The following is a 19,342-nucleotide window of genomic DNA, read 5'->3' as shown; positions in this document are numbered from 1 at the left end:
CGTAATATACAGGCTAGCCGCTCGAAAACCTATAGGCAGTAATTTATAGGTCGGGCTGATAGGTCCACTTGCCGCCCTCTACTTTGACCATGACACGGGCACGCTCGTCTAAACCAGCGTGATCGTCTGCTGACATGGTAAATACGCCTTGTGAGGCAGCTAGGTCTGATGTTTTTTCAATTGCATCGCGTAATGCTGCACGGAACTCGGCAGTACCAGGTTTAGCACCGCTTTCTAAAGCGCGAGGAATTGCATCGTGCACCAATAAAGCAGCATCCCACATATGGCCGCCAAAGGTGTTAATAGAGCCCTCGCCGTATTTGTCTTCGTAAAGTTTTTTATACTCTAGAGCGGAAGTTTTTACGGTATTGTCGTCAGGTAACTGATCGGCTACGAGTAATGGACCAGCGGGTAGAACCATGCCCTCGCAATCTTTACCGCACACACGCAATACGTCGTTGTTGGCAGAGCCGTGAGTGTGATAGAGCACTCCTTTATAGCCGCGGTTAATGATTTCACCCTGTGGTAGAGCCACTGGGGTACCTGCACCAGCAATTAAAATCCCATCTGGGTTTGCGGCAGTTAACTTCAACACAGGACCTGTAACCGACGTATCGTTACGGTTATAGCGCTCTACTGCGGTCATTTTGATGCCTTTGGCTTCAGCAGCCTTAGTCATCACATCGAGCCAACCATCGCCATAAGCGTCATTAAAACCAATAAAACCTAGGGTCTTAACACCTTGTTTTTCCATCGCATCCGCTAAGGCTGCCGCCATTAACTGGTCGTTTTGCGGGGTTTTAAATACCCACTCACGCGCGCCTTCTGCAGGCTCTACAATACGTGCATTCGCGGCCACACTAATCATGGGTGTTTTGGTTTCACCAGCCACGTCCACCATGGCTAACGAGCCCGGTGTTACGGAAGTACCAATAACTACATCCACATTATCCTCAGTGATGAGTTTGCGCATATTGCGCACCGCTACTGTAGTATCTGTTCCATCATCCAGTACAATGTACTCCACCTTTTGCCCTGCTATCTCGGTGGGTAACAAACTGACAGTGTTGCGCTCAGGAATGCCCAATGATGCGGCTGGACCTGTAGAGGATACAGAAATACCAACCTTTACCTGAGCCATAGCAGCCATAGGTAAAGCTAACGCAATAGCGCTTGCTAATACAGTACGTTTCATAGATTGAGAGAGCTGCATAGTATGTCTCCAGAAGTGTTGATTTGAGCTGAGAGTAATTTATTAGCTCGTTGTTATACATTTTTCATAACAGATACAGCGTAACCGTATCAAATCGTTGGTTAAAACCATATAGGTATTAACCTTAAATAGCTCAGTTCTAAACTAATTACACTGGGCTGCCCTGTATTATCGTAAAGTTACTAACGCTAACGCTTTAAGGATTATCCCTGCTTTTATTACGCATAGAATAGTTTGCGTCCGCCTCGATCAAGGCTACACTGTGATCTTATTTATTTTGTTTTATCAATTCACTTTTTATGAATAAAGTTCGTAAAAGCTTAGCAGAATGGCAGGCTCAACTTAGTCCAGATGCGTTTTATGTTACACGCCAACAAGGAACTGAACGCCCTTTTACTGGTCAATACAATCACCACTCTGAACACGGTATTTATCATTGTGTGTGTTGTGATACGGCTTTGTTTGCATCCGATACTAAGTTTGATGCGGGCTGTGGTTGGCCTAGTTATTTTGCTCCCTTAAATCCAGACCACGTCCGTGAAGAACCTGATTTCAGCCATGGTCGCATACGTACTGAAATTCTATGCGCCCTCTGTGATGCACACCTAGGACACGTGTTTCCGGACGGACCCGAGCCTACCGGTTTACGTTATTGCATTAACTCTGTTGCTCTTCGCTTTGAACCTGCATGAAGAAATTTCTGTTTGACCTCTTCCCCCTTATTTTATTTTTTATTGCTTTTCGCACCTTTGATATCTACACGGCAACAGCCGTTGCGATGGCAGCCGCTGTATTACAAATCGTATGGCTAAAAGTGCGCCAACGCACCATTGAAGGCACGCATTGGATTAACCTGGGCGTTATTGTTGTATTTGGCTCTGCCACGCTATTTTTTCAAAACGATGCGTTTATCAAATGGAAACCCACCGTTTTGTACTGGCTTTTTGCAACGGTTTTAATTGGTAGCCACCTCTTTCTAGGTCGCAACCTCATGCAAAAACTAATGGGATCTCAACTGGTTCTTCCTGCACCGGCTTGGACAAAACTTAACTATAGCTGGGCCTTATTTTTTATATTTTCTGGCGCAGTCAATTTATTTGTGGCCTTTTCTGGCTATTTCAGCGAATCTCAATGGGTTAGCTTCAAAGTCTTTGGCTCCCTGATTTTGCTGGTCATTTTTATAATTGTTCAATCACTTTGGTTGGGCAAATATATGAACGATCAATCTGAACGTTAGTAAAAACTATGTCTAAACAAGAATTAATTGAGCTGGTCACACAGCGCATGCAAACATTAAACCCGACTTATTTCGATTTAATAGATGAGTCTCACCTCCACGAGGGGCATGCTGGCGCCAAAGGTGGCGCTAGTCACTTTCGTGTAGTGATCGCTTCCGAGCAGTTCGACAATTTAAATACAGTGGCTAGACATCGCTTGATCTATCAACAGGTGAATGACTTGATGCCCTTTCCTATTCACGCCTTAGCCATTGAAATTATTTAACCAAGGACTTTATATATGAAACGATTTGCTATTGCTGCGCTTAGCTGTGCTTTGGCCTTTCCTTTAGCTGCTCAAAACATTGCCACAGTAAATGGCGAGAGCATTACCCAAAAACAACTCGATGACTTTGTGGCTTTACTCATTGAACAAGGTGCGCAAGACTCGCCTCAATTACGTGAACAAGTCCAAAAAGAAATGACGGTGCGCTTAGTTGCCACCCAAGAGGCCAAAAAAATGGGTTTGGATAAAAAACCCCAAGTGGCCCAAGAACTAGAACTTGCCCAACAAGGCATCCTCGTTCGTGCATTACTTAATGATTACGTCACTAAAAACCCACTTTCTGACAAAGACATCAAAGCCGAATACGAGCGCTTAAAAAAAGAAGAAGCGGGTCAAAAAGAATATAAAGTCAAACACATTTTGCTTAAAGACGAGGCCGAAGCCAAACAGCTGCTAGCTGACATTAAAGCCAAAAAAATCAGCTTTGCAGATGCTGCCAAAGATAAATCCATTGACCCTGGTAGTGGTGCACAAGGTGGTGATCTTGGCTGGGCACCTAACACCATCTATGTAGAAGAGTTTGCGGATGCAGTAGCCAAACAAAAGAAAGGTGAGCTCAGCGCCGCACCCGTTCAATCTCAGTTTGGTTGGCATATTTTGCAAGTGGACGATGTACGCGACATGAGCTTCCCTACTTTAGACGAAGTAAAACCACAAATTGAAGAACTACTACGTCAAAAGCAACTGACTGATTTCCAAAATACATTAATGGAAAAAGCCAAAATTCAATAAAACAAAGCCCCTCAGCACAGGAGCATTACCTGTGCTGAGGGGATAGCAGTTAGGTTTGCAGCAACTCTAAAAACTGCGCTTCATTCAAAATGGTAACGCCTAAGCTTTGCGCTTTGGTTAGTTTAGAACCAGCCTCCGAGCCTGCTACTACAAAATCTGTTTTTTTAGAGACTGACCCCGTTACTCGTCCTCCTGCTCCTTCGATTAAGGCTTGGGCCTCAGTACGAGACAATGTGGGCAGGGTTCCTGTTAAGACTACCGTTTTACTCGTTAGTGCTGTGCTTACAGAACGGTTTGCTTGTGTTTCTGGTTCGATAGCCACCACCCCCACATGCTCCAGTTGGGCCAATACCTCACGATTATGGGGCTCTGCAAAAAAGTTAACAATCTCAGCCGCTACAACCGGCCCCACATCATCAATTTCTAATAGCTCATCCTCAGTGGCCCGCACTAAGCGCTCTAAATGCAAAAAATGATCAGCTAAGGCTTTAGCTGTTGCCTCACCTACATGACGTATGCCTAATGCATAAATAAAACGTGCCAATGGCGGTGTTTTGGCTTGCTCTAAAGCAACAATTACATTGCCTGCCGATTTGGCTCCCATTCGAGGATAAGTCGCTAGCTCTAATTGGGTCAACGTGAATAAGTCGGCAAGATTTTTTACTCGATTAGCATCTACTAGCTGCTCGATTAATTTGGTTCCTAGACCATCTACATCTAATGCTTTGCGGCTAACTGCATGCTCTAAACTTTGTTTACGTTGAGCAGCACAAACCAACCCCCCTGTACAACGTGCAATTGCCTCATCTATAGGGCGTTCAATAGCTGAACCACACACAGGACACTGGGTAGGAAATTCAAAAAGCTCAGTGTGTTCGGGTCTGAGCTCAATAATAGGCGCTACAACCTCGGGAATGACATCCCCGGCACGGCGTACAATTACCGTATCACCTGCCCGCACATCTTTACGGCGGATCTCATCCTCATTATGCAACGTAGCATTGGTTACAGTGACTCCTCCCACAAAAACAGGCTCTAAGCGTGCTACGGGTGTGATGGCTCCGGTGCGCCCTACTTGTACATCAATACTCAGCAGTTTAGTGGTCATTTCCTGGGCGGGAAATTTATGCGCTACCGCAAAACGTGGAGCACGAGCCACGTAGCCTAATAACTCTTGCTGAGCTAGGACGTTGACCTTGTAAACCACCCCATCAATTTCGTAAGGCAGTTCAGAGCGGACTTGCTCGGTATCAATATAAAACTGCTGTAACGCTGCTGCACCTTGTAGTACGCGTTGATGATTATCCACAGCAAAGCCTAACTGACGTAACCAATCAAGCATGGCAGATTGCGTGCGGTAAGGCTCAGTAGAGGGCGCTGCACCTGCAATTTGGATTTCACCCCAACCGTATGCAAAAAAACGCAGAGGGCGTTGTGCCGTAATGCGAGGATCTAGTTGGCGTAAGCTACCTGCTGCGGCATTACGTGGATTAACAAAAACTTTTTCACCCCTACGTAATTGTGCTTGGTTTAACGCTTCAAAATCGGCACGGTGCATCAGAACCTCACCACGCACCTCAAGCACAGCAGGCCAGTGGGCAGCCTCGCCTTGAAGGCGAAGGGGTACAGAGCTAATAGTACGTACATTAGAGGTGATGTCTTCGCCCGTTATGCCATCGCCGCGGGTAGCCCCCTGTACTAACAAACCATTTTCATAGCGCAAACTAACCGCTAAACCATCAAATTTATACTCAGCGTTGTATTCAATGGCTTGGTTTTGAATCACTCCTTCTGCGCGCAAAAGCTCTGCAATGCGCTTATCAAAAGCATATAGCTCTTCTTCGTCGAACACATTCCCTAAGGAAAGCATAGGACGGCTATGCGTTACCGTACTAAACGCTGATACGGGCGCGGCTCCCACGCGCTGAGTGGGAGAGTCCGCACTAACCCATTCGGGGTGTGCCGCTTCAATTTGCTGTAATTCGCGCAGTAATGCATCGTACTGAGCGTCCGCAATCACGGGTTGGTCTAAAACGTAATACCGGTAATTATGAAAATGCAGTTGTTCTTTCAGTTCATCTAAGCGTTGTTTCACGTAAATACCCGTAACGTTCTGGTTTCGCCAGCATTAAAGCCAGCGTCTTCTAGTTGCTCGTAAATTTGATAGAGCTGTTGATCAATTTCGTCATCGTAATGGTCGGTTAAAGGCTGGCCTTGGTCATCAATGAGCTCTGCATCCAGACGCACCGCTAAATCACGCCCTACGGTTGCCATGCGACTAAATGCGTTGGTGTCTTTAGGACTATTGGGCACATCAAGCAGCAAATCTAAGCGATTGACTTGAGCAGAGTGCAAATCCATGGCAGGTTTGCCATCAAACAATAAAGTAAAACGAGGTATGCCAGAGCTGGCTAACCAACCCAGTTGTTTACCGTACTCCATAAAACCAGCATTTAACGCCACCTGACGCACTTCTGCAGTGGCTAAAGGCTCGGCTAAGCGCAGGCTTAAACCGACTTGCGCATCTAGATTAGCGCACAAGTTATCAAGCTGCTGAGCACGCTCTATGACCTCTTGCTGCTCTGGGCCGTCTACAGTGCCATCGAGCTGCTGCGCTAAATTTTGCGCTGCCATCCATAGTCTTGACCAATCAATTTCACTGAGCGGCCCTTTACGATTGGCAAGTAGCATCGCCAACTGCATTCCTACATACTGCTCGGCCTCGTGGGGATACGCATGATGCTCGCCTTGGGTGCTTAATGCAAATAAGCGCACGGGCTTGGTTTCAACGCGTAGATACGCTCGCAGTAAGTCCATAAGCTCTGCCCCTGGCACCGCTTTGGGAAACTGCACATCAATTACCGCTTCTGTAGCTGCATCAATGTCTTCGGCTAGCACCGCAGGCTCCGCTTTAGGTTGTGCTAAGGTTTCTGCTATGCGTACAGTAGGCTCACGGCGCTCAGCCTCTAGCTGCGTCATCAACGGATCTGCAGGCACCTCTGGAAACTTATCTTTCATGGTGTTGCGTACACGACGGTCTTGCCACCAATTGAAAAGCAATACCAATAAAATGAGTATGGCCCCTAAGGCCACTAAGGCTATTTTTAAATCACTCATTCTCTGACCCGACCCTTATTAGGCTAAAAAATTGCAAATCACATTAATGTGTCATTTCTACAGCGGCGGCCATATCTACCGCAACAATGCGAGATACACCTTGTTCTTGCATAGTAACGCCAACCAACTGCTTTGCCATCTGCATAGCAATTTTATTATGAGAAATAAATAAAAACTGAGTTTGATCACTCATACTTTCAACTAAATTCGCGTATCGCTCAGTATTCGCATCATCTAAAGGCGCATCCACCTCATCTAATAAACAAAAAGGCGCTGGGTTCAATTTGAAAAACGCAAAAACCAAAGCCGTTGCTGTTAATGCTTTTTCGCCCCCAGAAAGCAGCTGAATAGTACTGTTTTTTTTGCCTGGCGGTTGAGCCATGACTTGTACACCCGCATCAAGAATTTCTTCACCTGTCATCATGAGTTTTGCTTCACCCCCACCAAAAAGCTTAGGAAACAACTCACCAAAATGCGTATTCACCTCGTTAAACGTACTTTGTAATAATGCGCGCGTTTCCCTATCTATTTTTCGGATAGCGTCTTCTAGTGTTTGAATAGCTAGTGTTAAATCATCATGTTGAGACTGTAAATAAACCTGTCGCTCTTGTGCGGTTTGTAGCTCTTCTAGAGCCACCAAATTAACCGCCCCTAATGCTTCAATAGCGCGATTAATACGCTGTACTTCATTTTGCAACCAAGTCACTTTATGCCAGTTTTCCTCTTGCTCTTGCATAAATGCGGCTAAGGCTTGGCGATTAACCTGCTGCGCATCCAACTGCGCCGCATATTGCTCTACGGTCAGCCGCGCCGACTGTTCGGCTAGTTGCAACTGAGTAACTTGCTGACGTAATGGCTCTAACCCATCACCCGTTTGGTGGCGACTGTGTTGCAAGTCATGCAGTTGCGTAGTGAGCTCTGTCAATTGCTTTTGTTCTGCATGAAGTAAGTCTTCTGCATAGACGCGCTGCTCTAAAGCCTCTTGGAGCTGCTCATGCAGTTCTGCTACATCCGTACTTTCGTACTCATCCACTAAACCTGCCAGTTCAATTTGTGCGCGCTGAGCCAGCTCTTGAGCCTGTTGTTGACTACGCAATAACTCGTCTACACGAGCCTGTGTCAAGTTTTGATTATATTGCAAGCCCTGACTCTGCTGTTCTAATTCACGCAGCTGGGTACGCAATACCTGCAGTTGATCGTTAAGTTCCGTTAAGTTTTGCTGCAGCTCATCTTGCTGCTCTAAAAGCGCCTCAAGAATAAGCTCTTGCTCTTCGCGCTGTAACAAGGCCTCTTCTTGTGTTTCTTGCCACTGCGTTTTTAACTCCTCTATCTCTTGTAGCTCAACCTGTACTTGATGCAGGCGCTCTTGCTGCTGTCGAGTTTTTTGCTCAATTTGATGGTAGTGTAACTGCAACTCATGCGCTAAATGGGTGAGTTCTTGTAAGCGTGTGCTGGCTTTAGCCTGTTCGTCTCTGTTGGCAATCAGCGCTTGATGCGCTAGCAAAGCGTGCTCTTTAGCGCTCTCTAGATGCAGGGCTTGTGCTTTTAACGCTTTGTGCTGTTGTTCTATTTGTTGCTGACGCCCCAACACACCCGCTTGCTCGGTGTCAGCCGCATACAGCATAACCTGATGCGCCTGTACAATATGGCCCTCAGAGGTAACCAATGACATGGTAGAGCTAAGGGCAGAACGTAGACTCAGCGCTTGCTCTAGAGTACGCACCACGTAAAACCCAGCTATCCATTGATTTAAAACATCTTGCCACGCACTGTGTTTGGCGCGTACATAATCACTTAATGGGCTCAACATCTGACTTTGCAACTCATCAGCCTGTTCTTGCTCGAACGCCTCTACTAACCAAAGTCGTGTTGGCGGCAAACTGCCTAAATCAGCTAATCCATTAAGCTCATCCACAGTCAATGCTTGCAAACGTAAGCCCAACACTGCTTCTAATGCGGTCTCCCACCCCTCATTCACCTGTAAACGCTGCCAAAACGGTTGCGACTGATCCAAACCATACTGTTTAAGCCAAGGCTCCATCTGTTCATGGCGTTGCAACTGCGTTTGGAGCTGCTCCATCGCCTGCAGTTGCGCTTGGATTTGAGTATAAGTACGCTCTTGCTCTTGCAAGACCTGTTGGGTTTGCGCTTGGGCATGTTGGAGCTCAGGCTCTTGCTGCACCAGGGCTTGCACAATTTGCTGCTGCGTAACCACACGCTCTTGGGCTTGTAACCATTCGGTTTTTAGCTCGGTGCTGTCCTGATTTTTATCTAACTGCAACTGGCTGAGATCAGACTCAAATCGCTGCTGCCGTTGCTGTAGCTGCTCTTGCTGCACCTGCGCAGAGCTTAGGCGCTGCGTCGCTAAGGCAATCTGCTGTCGAGTTTGTTGAATACGTTCTTGTAATTGCTCTTTTTCCTGAACGGCTCGATGCTGAGCCGTTTCTAATGGAGCTAAACGCTGTTGGCACGCCTCTAGACGCCCAATCACTTCCTCATTGCGTAAAGCGAGCTCCTCTAACTCATCCTGTTTTAGCTCTAGTTCATCGCTGCTATCGCTACGTAACTGCTGCCACTCAAGCTGTTGTGCTTGCAGCTGCTGTTGCCGTTGTTCTAGCCGTTGCTGTGCTGTTTTGGCATGATGAATCTCGGCTTCGATCTTATTAACCTGAGCGGCGTGCTGATAAAGCTGAGCTTGGGCTTTTTGTACCGCATCAGTTTGGTCTAACTGTGATTGACGTAAAGCTTCAAGACGCGCTTCAGTACTGCGCATATCTGCCATAGCTGCTTCAACAGCTGTTTGCGCCTGCTCAATAGCCAATGCATGCTGACGTTGTTCTTGACGTGCATTTTGTTCGCGCAACCACCATAACGCATGTTGCTTTTTTTCGCCCTCAGCTTGTAAGTCTTTATATTGACGTGCAATTTCTGCCTGAGACTCAAGCCGAACCAGCTGCTGCTCTAGCTCTTGCAGTATGTCTTCTAGACGAGTTAGGTTTTCATTGGTGTCACGCAATCGACTTTCTGTTTCTTTGCGGCGCTCTTTGTAGCGCGATACACCTGCGGCCTCTTCAAGGTAAACACGTAACTCGTCGGGCTTGGCTTCGATTAGTCTATTAATCATGCCTTGCCCAATGATGGCGTACCCCCTAGCCCCTAGCCCAGTTCCTAAAAAGATATCGTTAATATCACGTCTACGAACTTGTTGCCCGTTTATAAAATAACCACTAGTACCATCACGTGTCAGTTCGCGTCGAACGGAAATTTCGGTGTAAGCTCCCCATTGCCCTAATACACGGCCCTCGGAGTTATCAAAGCTAAGCTCCACAGAAGCCCGAGCCGCTGCTTTACGTTGCCCGGAACCATTAAAAATCACGTCTTGCATGGAGCCGCCACGTAGTTCCGAGGCACGACTTTCCCCCAGCACCCAACGTACTGCATCAATAATATTTGACTTACCACACCCATTAGGCCCGACCACGCCCACTAACTGGCTAGGGGTGGGGATTAGGGTAGTATCTACAAAGGATTTAAATCCTGATAATTTAATTTGTGTTAAACGCACCAAGTACTCGCTTAGGCAAGATAATTACAGCTTTCGTATAATAGCCCAAGCCATTATAGAGATGCTGACTTACCTAGAAAATAGCATAGAGTTATACTGATTTACTTATTTGGGCTGGCTGTAGTTTTACATACGCCGCCCTTAACGCTTTTATTGCTTATCGAGATCCATTTTGAACAAAGGTTTCTATCTAGTTATGGCAGCGCAAGCGCTGTCATCTGTAGCCGATAATGCCTTGCTTATCGCTGCTATAGCCCTAATTGTAGAGTTAAGTGGTCCCGACTGGATGGCTCCTTTAATGAAATGGTGGTTTGCACTTGCTTATGTCGTTTTGGCTGCTTTTGTGGGTGCTTTTGCCGATGCCTTCCCTAAAGGGCGCGTTATGTTCATTACTAACGGCATCAAGGTCTTAGGCTGTCTTTTAATGTTTGGGGTGCACCAGTTATCCCAACACCAAGACTCTCAGCTTTTTCTCGTATTTTTTGCTTACACACTCGTGGGCATAGGCGCAGCCGCTTATTCACCAGCCAAATACGGCATTGTCACTGAAATGCTCAAACCCGAGCTACTCGTCAAAGGCAACAGCTGGATTGAAGGCCTTACTGTGCTTTCCATTATTTTAGGCACAGTGCTTGGCGGGGTCTTAATTCACCCTGACATCAGCCCTGTGTTACGCAATGCTCCTGTCATAAACCAAATGACGTTAAACCCTACTGAAACCGCTATTCTTATCATTGGTTTTATTTATTTAGCAGCAGCAGCCTGTAATCTACTTATTCCTAAAACCAATATTATTTACCCTAAACAGAAAACCAACCCTATTGAGCTTATTAAAACCTTCAAAGGCTATGTGGTAATTTTATGGGGCGATAAGCTCGGACAAATCTCCTTAGCTGTAACTACCCTCTTTTGGGGTGCAGGGGCCACATTACAGTTTATTGTAATTGAGTGGGGAGCCCACCAGCTGGGTTATCGATTAGATCAATCCTCGATTTTAATGGGCGTAGCGGCTTTAGGTACCGTGGTGGGAGCCTATCTGGCTGGTAAAGTGCCTTTAAAACAAGCATTAAAAGTTTTACCTATGGGGGTGGTCATGGGTTTAACTGTACTGTTGATGCCTTTTGTAAAAAGCACATGGGCCGTTTATAGTTTACTGCTATTAATTGGGGCCACCTCAGGCTTTTTTGTAGTTCCCATGAATGCTTTGCTGCAACACCGTGGTCACGTCTTATTATCGGCAGGCCACTCTATTGCAGTACAAAACTTTAACGAACAGCTCAATATTTTATTTATGCTGAGCTTTTATAGTTTTATGTTGTGGCTAGATATACCTATCAATGTAATTATTACGATATTTGGGTTGCTCGTCGCCACGCTGATGGTGGTGTTCATCCGTTGGGATAAACAAAACCATCAGCATAGCCCGCACTTAGATGACTGTATTGGCGAAGAGTGCCACGGCCAAGCCCTACGCTAATCAGCTAAATGCCACCTGCATTCGTTGTGCGTAAAAGTCAGCAAGGTATTCTTGTTCGTAAGCATAAGCCACTTGCAATACCACACGCTCTCTGTGATGAGCCGCTACCAGTTGTAGACCAATAGGAATAGAGTGTGCGCCTAGACCACATGGCAAGCTCAATGCCGGGTGTCCCGTTACGCTAAATGGCGCACAGTTATGTACAATTAACCCAAAAAGATCCTGTTTTTGGCCTGCTATCTCAAGCTCGTTTACACCTATTTCTTGGGCAGTCACCGGCGTAGTGGGTATAGCCAACACATCAATGTCTTGCAGTAGGTATTCGAACTGCTGAGTAAGCTCTACTTGACGCTCTTTGGCTTTAATATAATCCACAGCGGTGAAATTCTCTGCTGCACTTAAAGCCGCTAATACATCAGCGCCGTACTGGTCCCGATACTGTGCCATGCGCTCTGTATGCTCAGCCGCCCCCTCGCAAATAGCTAATGCAAAAACCACGCCCGCATCGGCCTCTGTGTAGGGTACCTCAACCTCTATTAATACCGCTCCTAACGCTTGTAACTGCTGCAAAGCTCGTTCATAGGCAGCCCCTACATGAGCGTCCACTTGATGCCAAAAATAATTGGTCGGCACCCCAATACGCAAGCCCTTTAAAGATCGAGCTAAGTGAGCAAGGTAATCTTGACCTGTTAGCACCTCTAGACCTAATGCCATGTCTTCTACGGTTTTGGTAAGCGGACCCACATGATCTAAGGAAGCCGCAATAGGACGCGTTCCTTGAGCAGAAATTACGTCCCGCGTTGCTTTCAGACCAATCACACCACAGGCTGCAGCCGGAATACGGATGGAGCCGCCTGTGTCAGTGCCTAGAGTCATCATAGCTAGGTCAGCCGCCAAAGCAGCTCCGCTCCCACCACTAGAGCCTCCGGGACTAAAGCGACGATTCCATGGGTTTTCTACTGCGCCATAAAAAGGGTTTTGACTGGTAATACCAAACGCATACTCATGCAAGTTAAGCTTGCCCAAATTAATTGCACCCGCCTGTTGCATGCGACTGACCGCAGGAGCATCTTGATCAGGAATAAAAGATTTTTCTATGGATGAGCCTGCCGTGTTAGGTAAACCTCGTACAAAAATATTATCTTTGTAGGCTACAGGTATCCCTTCTAACAACCCTGAAGCTTCACCTAGATGATATCGTTGCGTAGCTAATGCGGCTTGATGACGCGCCTGTGCTGCGTTAACCGTAATATAAATATTGGCATCACGGTGCTTTTCTATTCGAGCTAGGTAGTCCTCGACTACCTCTGAAGGCGATAACTGCTTAGTTAAAAATAATTCACGCATCTGCTTTAATGAAAAGCTAGACATACTGTCTCCTAATTAATACCTAATTGTTGTTTTAGAATAGCGTTCGCATCAGTAATAAATCTGCCCACGCTTTAACTTTGTCTTGGGGACGTAATAATAAAGACACTGGATCAAAGGTAACAATCACTGGAATCCTTACCCCATCTGGGCGCTGCCAAGATTGCGCCTCAGCACGTAATTCATCAAACGAGGCGCTAGCTCCAAAAAATAGCTCTGCGCCAGCCTCTCCTAGTAGCAATATATGTTTTGGCTGGATCAGCTCTATTTGACGCCACAAAATTTGTTGACAGGCCTGAATATATTCAGATTTTGTATGGTGAGGACTCCGGCATTTCACTAATTGAGTCGTATAAAAAGTAAAATGACTCGGTACTGTGATGCTTTGCAGCTGATGCGCAAAAAGCTCTCCGGTTTTACCTTGCATAGGCAAACCAGCCATTTCTTCGTTACTGCTAGGAGCAATTGAAATGACCATCCAATCGGGTTGATCGGTATGGCCAGCACCAAGTACTGCGCGTTGGCGTTGCTCATGCAAAGCACAGGCCGCGCATTGATCCGCATAGTGTTGAATTTGCTCTAGGTTTAGTTTGTTGATGGCCTCTAGCGCCACAGGCGGTGACTGGGGCGGCACATCGGCCTTTACCACAGCAGGCGTAGTTGATTTTTTTAAACCTAATTGATCATGCAACTGAGCCCGAGCTGCGGCAGGCATAGTAGTAGCTGTGCCTGTGGCCTTTAGCGGGGTGTCAGACACAGGTGGACTAGCTCGTTGCGCTTGCGATGCAGCGACAGCAGGAGCAGGAGTCAAAAATACTGAAGCCACCTGTAACTCGCGTAACCACGCTTGCTGAATAGAGCTAAGTTGAGGAAAAGAGTGAGTCATAAATACATCTATGCCAGAATTTTACTATATAGCACTGCGGCCTCTTTTGCTGTTGCCGACGTTTTGTAGTAATTCTTTCGAATACCAACGGGATAATAACCCGCACCAGTATATAGCTCTCGTGCTGCTGTATTCGACTCCCTAACCTCTAAGTGCATAGTTAAGCCATTTTTAGCTTTGGCATCCTGTTCTATATAGCACAACAACTGCTGTCCTATGCCCTGACGTTGCTGATCGGGAGCCACACCAATAAGTAATAGCTCGGCCTCATCTACTATAGGCCTTACTACAGCATATGCCACTACTCGGTCCTGATACAATGCCACCCAACCCCAATGTCCAGCCTTTATGCTTTGTTCAAATTGTCCGGCAGACCAGGGTTCATATTGAAGCTTATGTTCTATGGCAGCTACCGCCTCGAAATGCTCGGCAGTCATCGGTTTAAACTGCACTGCTTGCCATAATGCGCTGGGGTTGCCCCCTAGCCCCGTTTCACGTTCTGCTATAGTAAAAGCCACGCGGTTACGCACGTATAATGGCGCGGCTAACGCTGGGTCAATCAACTGATCTTGTTTGAACGCCAATAACGCCAATTTGGCTAAGGTCTGAACCTGGACACGCTCGGTATTGCCTAGCTGCGCTCCTAAACTTAGTACCTGTTGATTAAGGGCCGGAAAAGCGCATAAGCCATCCCCCGACACACGCACTGCGGTACCTGTTTTCAGTTCAGTTTGTTGTTGAATTAATTGCTGCAAATAGTAATAAAACGCCGACTCAGCCATTAAAATAGGTTTATGTAAGCTATACCAACCTTGTTGGGTGCGTTGGTAAGCCCCTACATACAGCTCTTGCATACGCGCATCTGCTACCACTATTTCAATAGAGGCATTGGGCAGTAGCTCTTGTTGGGCCGCAATGGCTAGTAATGAAGGGATCGGGGCCACTTGCACACCAAGCGCATAAGCCAAACCTTGGGCAACCCCACAGGCAACCCGCAGCCCAGTAAAGCCACCCGGCCCCTGCGCAAACGCAATAGCATGTAGGTCGGAACGCTCTATACTAGCCTCTTCTAGGCATTGCTCTATTAAAGGCAGCATACGCTCTGCATGTTGGGCAGAACCCTCGTGTTCAGCCACAGTTAATCCAGATAGTCCGGCATCGGATTGCAATATCGCAACACCACACACAGCACTTGCACTATCTAAAGCCAAAAGATTTACTTTCATTGATGTATTACTTCGCTCAGATAACAGCTATTTAGCATTAGAATGATTAGATGGAATGATTGTAAACGCGTAGCACCTTTGGCGTGGTTGCTAATTACCACCCAAACCATGTAACAAAATGAAAACTTTTCAGTTAATTTACGGGCGTTTTATGAGCAAAAAGCATCAATTGTAAAAATTTTCTACGAGCCTGTACGCCCCCCTTTTTGCCTGTTACATTTTAATCATGAACACACAAAATCAACCTCTTACCAGAAAAATACTCGTCGTCGATGACGATCCACGTTTACGCGATTTATTGCGACGCTATCTAACGGAACAAGGCTTTAATGTTTTTGTTGCCGAAGATGGCAAAGAAATGTCTAAACTCTGGCAACGCGAACATTTTGATTTACTTATCCTTGATCTAATGCTGCCAGGCGAAGATGGACTTTCAATTTGTCGTCGTTTACGAGGGGGTCACGATAACACACCTATTATTATGCTAACAGCAAAGGCGGAAGAAATTGACCGCATCGTTGGCTTGGAAATGGGTGCGGACGACTATTTAGTGAAGCCATTTAACCCACGCGAGCTTCTTGCTCGGGTAAATGCCATTTTACGCCGTCGCGGCACAGAAGAGCATCCTGGCGCACCTAGCCAAGAAAATGAAGCGATCGAGTTTGGTCCGTATTCGCTGAACCTCTCTACGCGCACGCTTACTAAAGGAGATGAAGTCGTCCCTATCACTACAGGTGAGTTCTCCGTATTAAAAGTATTTGCACGCCACCCAAAAATTCCCTTGTCTCGTGACAAGCTAATGGAGTTAGCCCGTGGCCGAGAGTACGAGGCATTTGACCGCAGCCTAGACGTTCAAATCTCTCGTTTACGCAAACTCATTGAACCCAATCCATCCAAACCCGTTTTTATTCAAACGGTCTGGGGCTTGGGCTATGTTTTTGTTCCTGATGGTGGTCATTAAAGGTATGATAAGGGCATGAGCAAAACTGCCCTTTCCTCCTCTAGTGCCCCTTCAAAAAAGCCCCCTTTTAAGATGGGGCTTTTTAGTCGTACTTTTTTTCTTCTGCTTGGCCTTATGGGCATGAGCTTTGGCATCTGGCTTCAGGTCTTTTTCTCAATCGAATCCGGCCCCCGCGCCACCCAAATGGCTCAACGCGTTTCTACCTCCGTCAGCATTACACGCTCTGCGTTGGCGTATGCGCCCTTTGATCAACGCCCCGCCCTGCTGCTTGATTTAGCAACTAAAGAAAGCCTGCGTATTCAGCCGCGCGAACCGGACGACATTCTGGAACCCATTCAGCACTCTGCCTACTGGACCAAAGTTTCTAAAGAGGTACGCAAAGATCTAGGCAGTAACACCCTGATTATGTGGTCAGTCAACAACGTTCCTGGGGTTTGGGTCTCTTTTGAGCTCGATACCGAACAGTACTGGCTTGTCTTTAATCGCGAGCAACTCAGTTTAATTGCTGGCGCAGAATGGATTGGGTGGCTTTTATCAGCCCTGCTCCTTTCTTTCTTAGGGGCAGCAATCAGTGTACGTTTTGTAAACCGCCCACTTGCCCGTCTAGCTCAGGTTACTCATCAGCTCGCTCGGGGTGAAACGCCGTCGCCCTTACCGGAACGCGGTCCTGCTGAAATTCGCGACATGAATGTGGCTTTTAACCGTATGACACGCGATATTCGTCAGGCCGAAGCCGATAGAGAAATTATGTTGGCCGGTATTTCCCACGATTTACGCACCCCTCTAGCTCGCATGCGTCTGGAAATCGAGCTATCTAATGTCAGTGATGCAACACGCCAAGCCATTGACGAAGACCTCGCTCAAATCGATCACAGCATTGACCAGCTTATGGAGTACGCTCGCCCTGCAGCCAAAGCCCCAGAGCAAGGCATTGATATTAGCAAAGCGCTTAACTCTTTATATGAGCGTGAGCGCAGCCACACCGAAAGTCTAGGTGGTGAACTCACTGCCGATATTGCTCCTAATCTCTTTGGGCGCATTGATGAAAACGACTTAAAACGCATTGTAAGCAATCTAATTGAAAACTCGCGTCGTTATGGTCGTAGTGCCGCAGATGACAAAGCCTATATTTACCTTTCTGCTCAACCTAAAGGCAACCTAATTGAAATAAAAGTCCAAGACCAAGGGGTTGGTATTGAAGAACACGAAGTACAACGCCTATTGCGCCCCTTTTCTAGAGGCGAATTAGCACGCACAGGTGTCAATGGTGCGGGTTTAGGTTTAGCCATCGTAGAACGCTTATTACTGCAAGTTGGGGGTCGCTTTGAGTTAACCTCCCCACCCGGACAAGGCTTAACTGCACGTATCGAAATCCCTAAGTTAAAAGTGCGCTAAACGACTAGGCAAACAAATCCATTCGGGTAGAATTATTCTGACTAGTGTACTGAAAGGAACTTTATGAAAACGGTTGGCGATAGACTCGAACCTTTTAAGGTCATCGGCATCAAGCCTGGCTTTAACGAGGCTCAAGAAAACGGCATCTCGGCTTTTGAGGAAATCACAGAAAGCTCTTTTCCACATAAGTGGAAAATTATTTATTTCTATCCTAAAGATTTCACTACGGTTTGCCCGACTGAAATTTCTGACTTTGGTCGTTTACAGCCCGATTTTACCCAGCGCAACGCTATTGTGATGGGGGGCTCCAGCGACAACGAGTTTGTAAAACTGGCTTGGCGCCGTGAACACCCCGATCTGCATCGTCTACAGCATTATCAGTTTGCAGACACCTGCGGTGCGCTCATTGACCAGCTAGGCATACGCCATAAAACCGAAGGCGTGGCATTGCGTGCCACCTTAATTGTCGACCCTGACAATCTTATCCAACATATTTCTGTCAACAACCTAAACGTAGGCCGTAGTCCCGAGGAAATATTACGTTTGCTAGACGCAATTCAAACCGATGCGTTATGCCCTAGCAATCGTCAAATTGGCGGCCCCACACTCGATTAATAAAAAAGCGTAGAAACTGTCTACGCTTTTTATTTAGGTAGGCTGGTGCAACAGCACCACTACATTTGCTGCAATGCCTTCTTTACGGCCTAAATGGCCTAAACCTTCATTGGTTTTAGCTTTGATATTAATACAGCTCACAGCCAACCCCAAATCCGTACTGATCACCTCAATCATAGCCGCTGCATGCGGGCCAATCTTTGGCGCTTGGGCATGAATGGTGGCGTCCACATTAATCACATGCCAACCGTGCTTTTGCACTAATGCATACGCATCGCGCAGCAAAACACGGCTATCTGCCCCTTTGTAACGTGGGTCTGTATCAGGAAAATGACGTCCTATATCGCCCAAGGCCGCAGCCCCAAGTAGGGCATCTGTTAACGCATGCAACAACACATCTGCATCAGAATGACCTAACAAGCCATGCGTATGAGGAATCGTCACCCCACCAATTATTAATGGACGCCCCTCAACCAGAGCATGTACATCAAAGCCCTGACCTACGCGCAAATTCATAACCATTTCTCCAATATTTGAAAATCACCTGGCCATGTTACCTTGAAGTTTTGCGGAGCGCCCCGAATTAATAAAGAGCGGTATCCAGCTTGCTCCATAGCAGATGACTCATCGGTAACAGACCATTGCTCACGCTCTGCTTGCTCTAAAGCCTGCAACAGCTCTGTCGCTTTAAACATTTGAGGGGTCTGAGCAAGCCAAAGGTTTTCCCGTGATACCGTTTGCTGCACCTCTGGGTCGGTTGCCCCCCCTGCTTTTTTAACTGTATCCGGCACAGGCAATGCTAATAATCCACCTTGATCCTGTTCTAGACAGGTATCTAGCAAACGGGTTAGGGCCTCGGCAGGAAGACCAGGACGGGCCGCATCGTGGACCACCACCCATTGCTCGGGGTCTGGATTTAAATCTTTCAAGCCATTACGTACTGTATCGGCTCGGGTTTCCCCCCCTACTGCACGCCAAGTAGTACGCTCTAACCCCGCTAATGCATCATTTACCCATGTATCAGTCGGACTTACAATAACTCGCACATGATCAATGCGGGGATCGGCTAACATAGCCTTTACTGAGAGTCGCAACATCGGCAAGCCATTTACTAATTCGTACTGTTTAGGTAAATCTGGTTTTAATATTGCCGCTGTAGTTTGTCGTCTTGCTCGCGCACCAATACCAGCAGCAGGCACTAAAGCAATTATTTTCTTTGACATA

Annotated in this window: 17 protein-coding genes; 8 read left to right on the top strand and 9 right to left on the bottom strand. The window is 46.8% G+C overall.

Going from position 1 to position 19,342, the window contains the following annotated elements:
• Window positions 1–43: 43 nt before the first annotated feature.
• Window positions 44–1,213 carry an ABC transporter substrate-binding protein gene (locus tag ACBP46_RS08120; RefSeq protein WP_371016233.1) on the bottom strand — a complete coding sequence of 390 codons (1,170 nt, stop codon included), beginning with the start codon at window positions 1,211–1,213 and terminating at the stop codon, window positions 44–46.
• A gap of 299 nt (window positions 1,214–1,512) precedes the next feature.
• Here ACBP46_RS08120 and msrB point away from each other — a divergent pair, with 299 nt between their 5' ends.
• From msrB to ACBP46_RS08100, 4 genes are read left to right on the top strand one after another with little or no spacing between them, the layout of a single operon-like run.
• Window positions 1,513–1,905 carry a peptide-methionine (R)-S-oxide reductase MsrB gene (gene msrB / locus ACBP46_RS08115; protein WP_371016232.1) on the top strand — a complete coding sequence of 131 codons (393 nt, stop codon included), beginning with the start codon at window positions 1,513–1,515 and terminating at the stop codon, window positions 1,903–1,905.
• Window positions 1,902–2,450 carry a septation protein A gene (locus tag ACBP46_RS08110; protein WP_371016231.1) on the top strand — a complete coding sequence of 183 codons (549 nt, stop codon included), beginning with the start codon at window positions 1,902–1,904 and terminating at the stop codon, window positions 2,448–2,450. The genes msrB and ACBP46_RS08110 overlap by 4 nt, the downstream gene beginning before the upstream one ends.
• A gap of 8 nt (window positions 2,451–2,458) precedes the next feature.
• Complete coding sequence (locus ACBP46_RS08105; RefSeq protein WP_371016230.1) at window positions 2,459–2,716, top strand: BolA family protein; 258 nt, start codon at window positions 2,459–2,461, stop codon at window positions 2,714–2,716.
• Between the two features lie 15 nt (window positions 2,717–2,731).
• Window positions 2,732–3,508 (top strand): peptidylprolyl isomerase, encoded by a 777-nt coding sequence (locus ACBP46_RS08100; RefSeq protein ID WP_371016229.1) that lies wholly within the window; start codon window positions 2,732–2,734, stop codon window positions 3,506–3,508.
• A 49-nt stretch (window positions 3,509–3,557) separates the two neighbouring features.
• Here ACBP46_RS08100 and ligA read toward each other — a convergent pair whose 3' ends face one another.
• Genes ligA through smc form a run of 3 tightly spaced genes read right to left on the bottom strand, consistent with a single transcriptional unit; the run spans window position 3,558 to window position 10,190 of the window.
• Window positions 3,558–5,603, bottom strand: coding sequence for an NAD-dependent DNA ligase LigA (gene ligA, locus ACBP46_RS08095; RefSeq protein ID WP_371016228.1), 2,046 nt, complete (start codon window positions 5,601–5,603; stop codon window positions 3,558–3,560).
• The gene (locus ACBP46_RS08090; RefSeq protein WP_371016227.1) at window positions 5,600–6,625 is read right to left on the bottom strand and encodes a cell division protein ZipA C-terminal FtsZ-binding domain-containing protein; all 1,026 of its coding nucleotides are present in this window, start codon (window positions 6,623–6,625) and stop codon (window positions 5,600–5,602) included. The genes ligA and ACBP46_RS08090 overlap by 4 nt, the downstream gene beginning before the upstream one ends.
• A gap of 43 nt (window positions 6,626–6,668) precedes the next feature.
• Window positions 6,669–10,190, bottom strand: coding sequence for a chromosome segregation protein SMC (gene smc / locus ACBP46_RS08085; protein ID WP_371016226.1), 3,522 nt, complete (start codon window positions 10,188–10,190; stop codon window positions 6,669–6,671).
• 172 nt (window positions 10,191–10,362) lie between these two features.
• Here smc and lplT point away from each other — a divergent pair, with 172 nt between their 5' ends.
• Window positions 10,363–11,667, top strand: coding sequence for a lysophospholipid transporter LplT (gene lplT / locus ACBP46_RS08080; RefSeq protein ID WP_371016225.1), 1,305 nt, complete (start codon window positions 10,363–10,365; stop codon window positions 11,665–11,667).
• On the opposite strand, the gene ACBP46_RS08075 is transcribed toward lplT, so the two are convergent.
• The 3 genes from ACBP46_RS08075 to tsaB are packed head-to-tail and all read right to left on the bottom strand — an operon-like array spanning window position 11,668 to window position 15,147.
• A complete protein-coding gene (locus tag ACBP46_RS08075) occupies window positions 11,668–13,038 on the bottom strand; it encodes an amidase (RefSeq protein WP_371016224.1) in 1,371 nt (456 codons plus the stop codon).
• 31 nt (window positions 13,039–13,069) lie between these two features.
• A complete protein-coding gene (locus tag ACBP46_RS08070) occupies window positions 13,070–13,921 on the bottom strand; it encodes a uracil-DNA glycosylase (protein ID WP_371016223.1) in 852 nt (283 codons plus the stop codon).
• 8 nt (window positions 13,922–13,929) lie between these two features.
• Entirely contained in the window at window positions 13,930–15,147 is a 1,218-nt protein-coding gene (gene tsaB, locus ACBP46_RS08065; protein ID WP_371016222.1) for a tRNA (adenosine(37)-N6)-threonylcarbamoyltransferase complex dimerization subunit type 1 TsaB, read from the bottom strand.
• Between the two features lie 226 nt (window positions 15,148–15,373).
• Between tsaB and ompR the strand changes: the two genes are divergently transcribed.
• From ompR to ACBP46_RS08050, 3 genes are all read left to right on the top strand, one after another.
• Window positions 15,374–16,108: an osmolarity response regulator transcription factor OmpR gene (gene ompR, locus ACBP46_RS08060; RefSeq protein ID WP_077733688.1), complete on the top strand. Its 735-nt coding sequence runs from the start codon at window positions 15,374–15,376 to the stop codon at window positions 16,106–16,108.
• Window positions 16,109–16,123: 15 nt separating this feature from the next.
• The gene (locus tag ACBP46_RS08055) at window positions 16,124–17,503 is read left to right on the top strand and encodes a sensor histidine kinase (protein ID WP_371016221.1); all 1,380 of its coding nucleotides are present in this window, start codon (window positions 16,124–16,126) and stop codon (window positions 17,501–17,503) included.
• Between the two features lie 63 nt (window positions 17,504–17,566).
• On the top strand, window positions 17,567–18,118 hold the full coding sequence (locus ACBP46_RS08050) for a peroxiredoxin (RefSeq protein WP_371016220.1): 552 nt from the start codon (window positions 17,567–17,569) through the stop codon (window positions 18,116–18,118).
• Between the two features lie 33 nt (window positions 18,119–18,151).
• On the opposite strand, the gene ispF is transcribed toward ACBP46_RS08050, so the two are convergent.
• Together ispF and ispD are read right to left on the bottom strand one after the other, a co-directional pair.
• A complete protein-coding gene (gene ispF, locus ACBP46_RS08045; RefSeq protein WP_371016219.1) occupies window positions 18,152–18,640 on the bottom strand; it encodes a 2-C-methyl-D-erythritol 2,4-cyclodiphosphate synthase in 489 nt (162 codons plus the stop codon).
• Window positions 18,631–19,341: a 2-C-methyl-D-erythritol 4-phosphate cytidylyltransferase gene (gene ispD, locus ACBP46_RS08040; RefSeq protein WP_371016218.1), complete on the bottom strand. Its 711-nt coding sequence runs from the start codon at window positions 19,339–19,341 to the stop codon at window positions 18,631–18,633. Before ispD ends, ispF begins: the two co-directional genes overlap by 10 nt.
• Window position 19,342: the final 1 nt, after the last annotated feature.

Origin of the sequence: Paenalcaligenes hominis (genome assembly GCF_041359055.1) — a bacterium.
Classification (GTDB): Bacteria; Pseudomonadota; Gammaproteobacteria; order Burkholderiales; family Burkholderiaceae_B; genus Paenalcaligenes; species Paenalcaligenes hominis_A.
This window is presented reverse-complemented; position numbering and strand designations above follow the sequence as displayed.

What these genes read in the sequence shown, in the direction of transcription:
- tsaB (WP_371016222.1), bottom strand. Translation starts at nt 15,147, where the DNA reads ATGAAAGTAAATCTTTTGGCTTTAGATAGTGCAAGTGCTGTGTGTGGT.
- ispD (WP_371016218.1), bottom strand. Translation starts at nt 19,341, where the DNA reads ATGTCAAAGAAAATAATTGCTTTAGTGCCTGCTGCTGGTATTGGTGCG.
- ACBP46_RS08120 (WP_371016233.1), bottom strand. Translation starts at nt 1,213, where the DNA reads ATGCAGCTCTCTCAATCTATGAAACGTACTGTATTAGCAAGCGCTATT.
- ACBP46_RS08110 (WP_371016231.1), top strand. Translation starts at nt 1,902, where the DNA reads ATGAAGAAATTTCTGTTTGACCTCTTCCCCCTTATTTTATTTTTTATT.
- ACBP46_RS08075 (WP_371016224.1), bottom strand. Translation starts at nt 13,038, where the DNA reads ATGTCTAGCTTTTCATTAAAGCAGATGCGTGAATTATTTTTAACTAAG.
- msrB (WP_371016232.1), top strand. Translation starts at nt 1,513, where the DNA reads ATGAATAAAGTTCGTAAAAGCTTAGCAGAATGGCAGGCTCAACTTAGT.
- ACBP46_RS08100 (WP_371016229.1), top strand. Translation starts at nt 2,732, where the DNA reads ATGAAACGATTTGCTATTGCTGCGCTTAGCTGTGCTTTGGCCTTTCCT.
- ispF (WP_371016219.1), bottom strand. Translation starts at nt 18,640, where the DNA reads ATGGTTATGAATTTGCGCGTAGGTCAGGGCTTTGATGTACATGCTCTG.
- ompR (WP_077733688.1), top strand. Translation starts at nt 15,374, where the DNA reads ATGAACACACAAAATCAACCTCTTACCAGAAAAATACTCGTCGTCGAT.
- ACBP46_RS08055 (WP_371016221.1), top strand. Translation starts at nt 16,124, where the DNA reads ATGAGCAAAACTGCCCTTTCCTCCTCTAGTGCCCCTTCAAAAAAGCCC.
- ACBP46_RS08050 (WP_371016220.1), top strand. Translation starts at nt 17,567, where the DNA reads ATGAAAACGGTTGGCGATAGACTCGAACCTTTTAAGGTCATCGGCATC.
- ACBP46_RS08090 (WP_371016227.1), bottom strand. Translation starts at nt 6,625, where the DNA reads ATGAGTGATTTAAAAATAGCCTTAGTGGCCTTAGGGGCCATACTCATT.
- ACBP46_RS08070 (WP_371016223.1), bottom strand. Translation starts at nt 13,921, where the DNA reads ATGACTCACTCTTTTCCTCAACTTAGCTCTATTCAGCAAGCGTGGTTA.
- ACBP46_RS08105 (WP_371016230.1), top strand. Translation starts at nt 2,459, where the DNA reads ATGTCTAAACAAGAATTAATTGAGCTGGTCACACAGCGCATGCAAACA.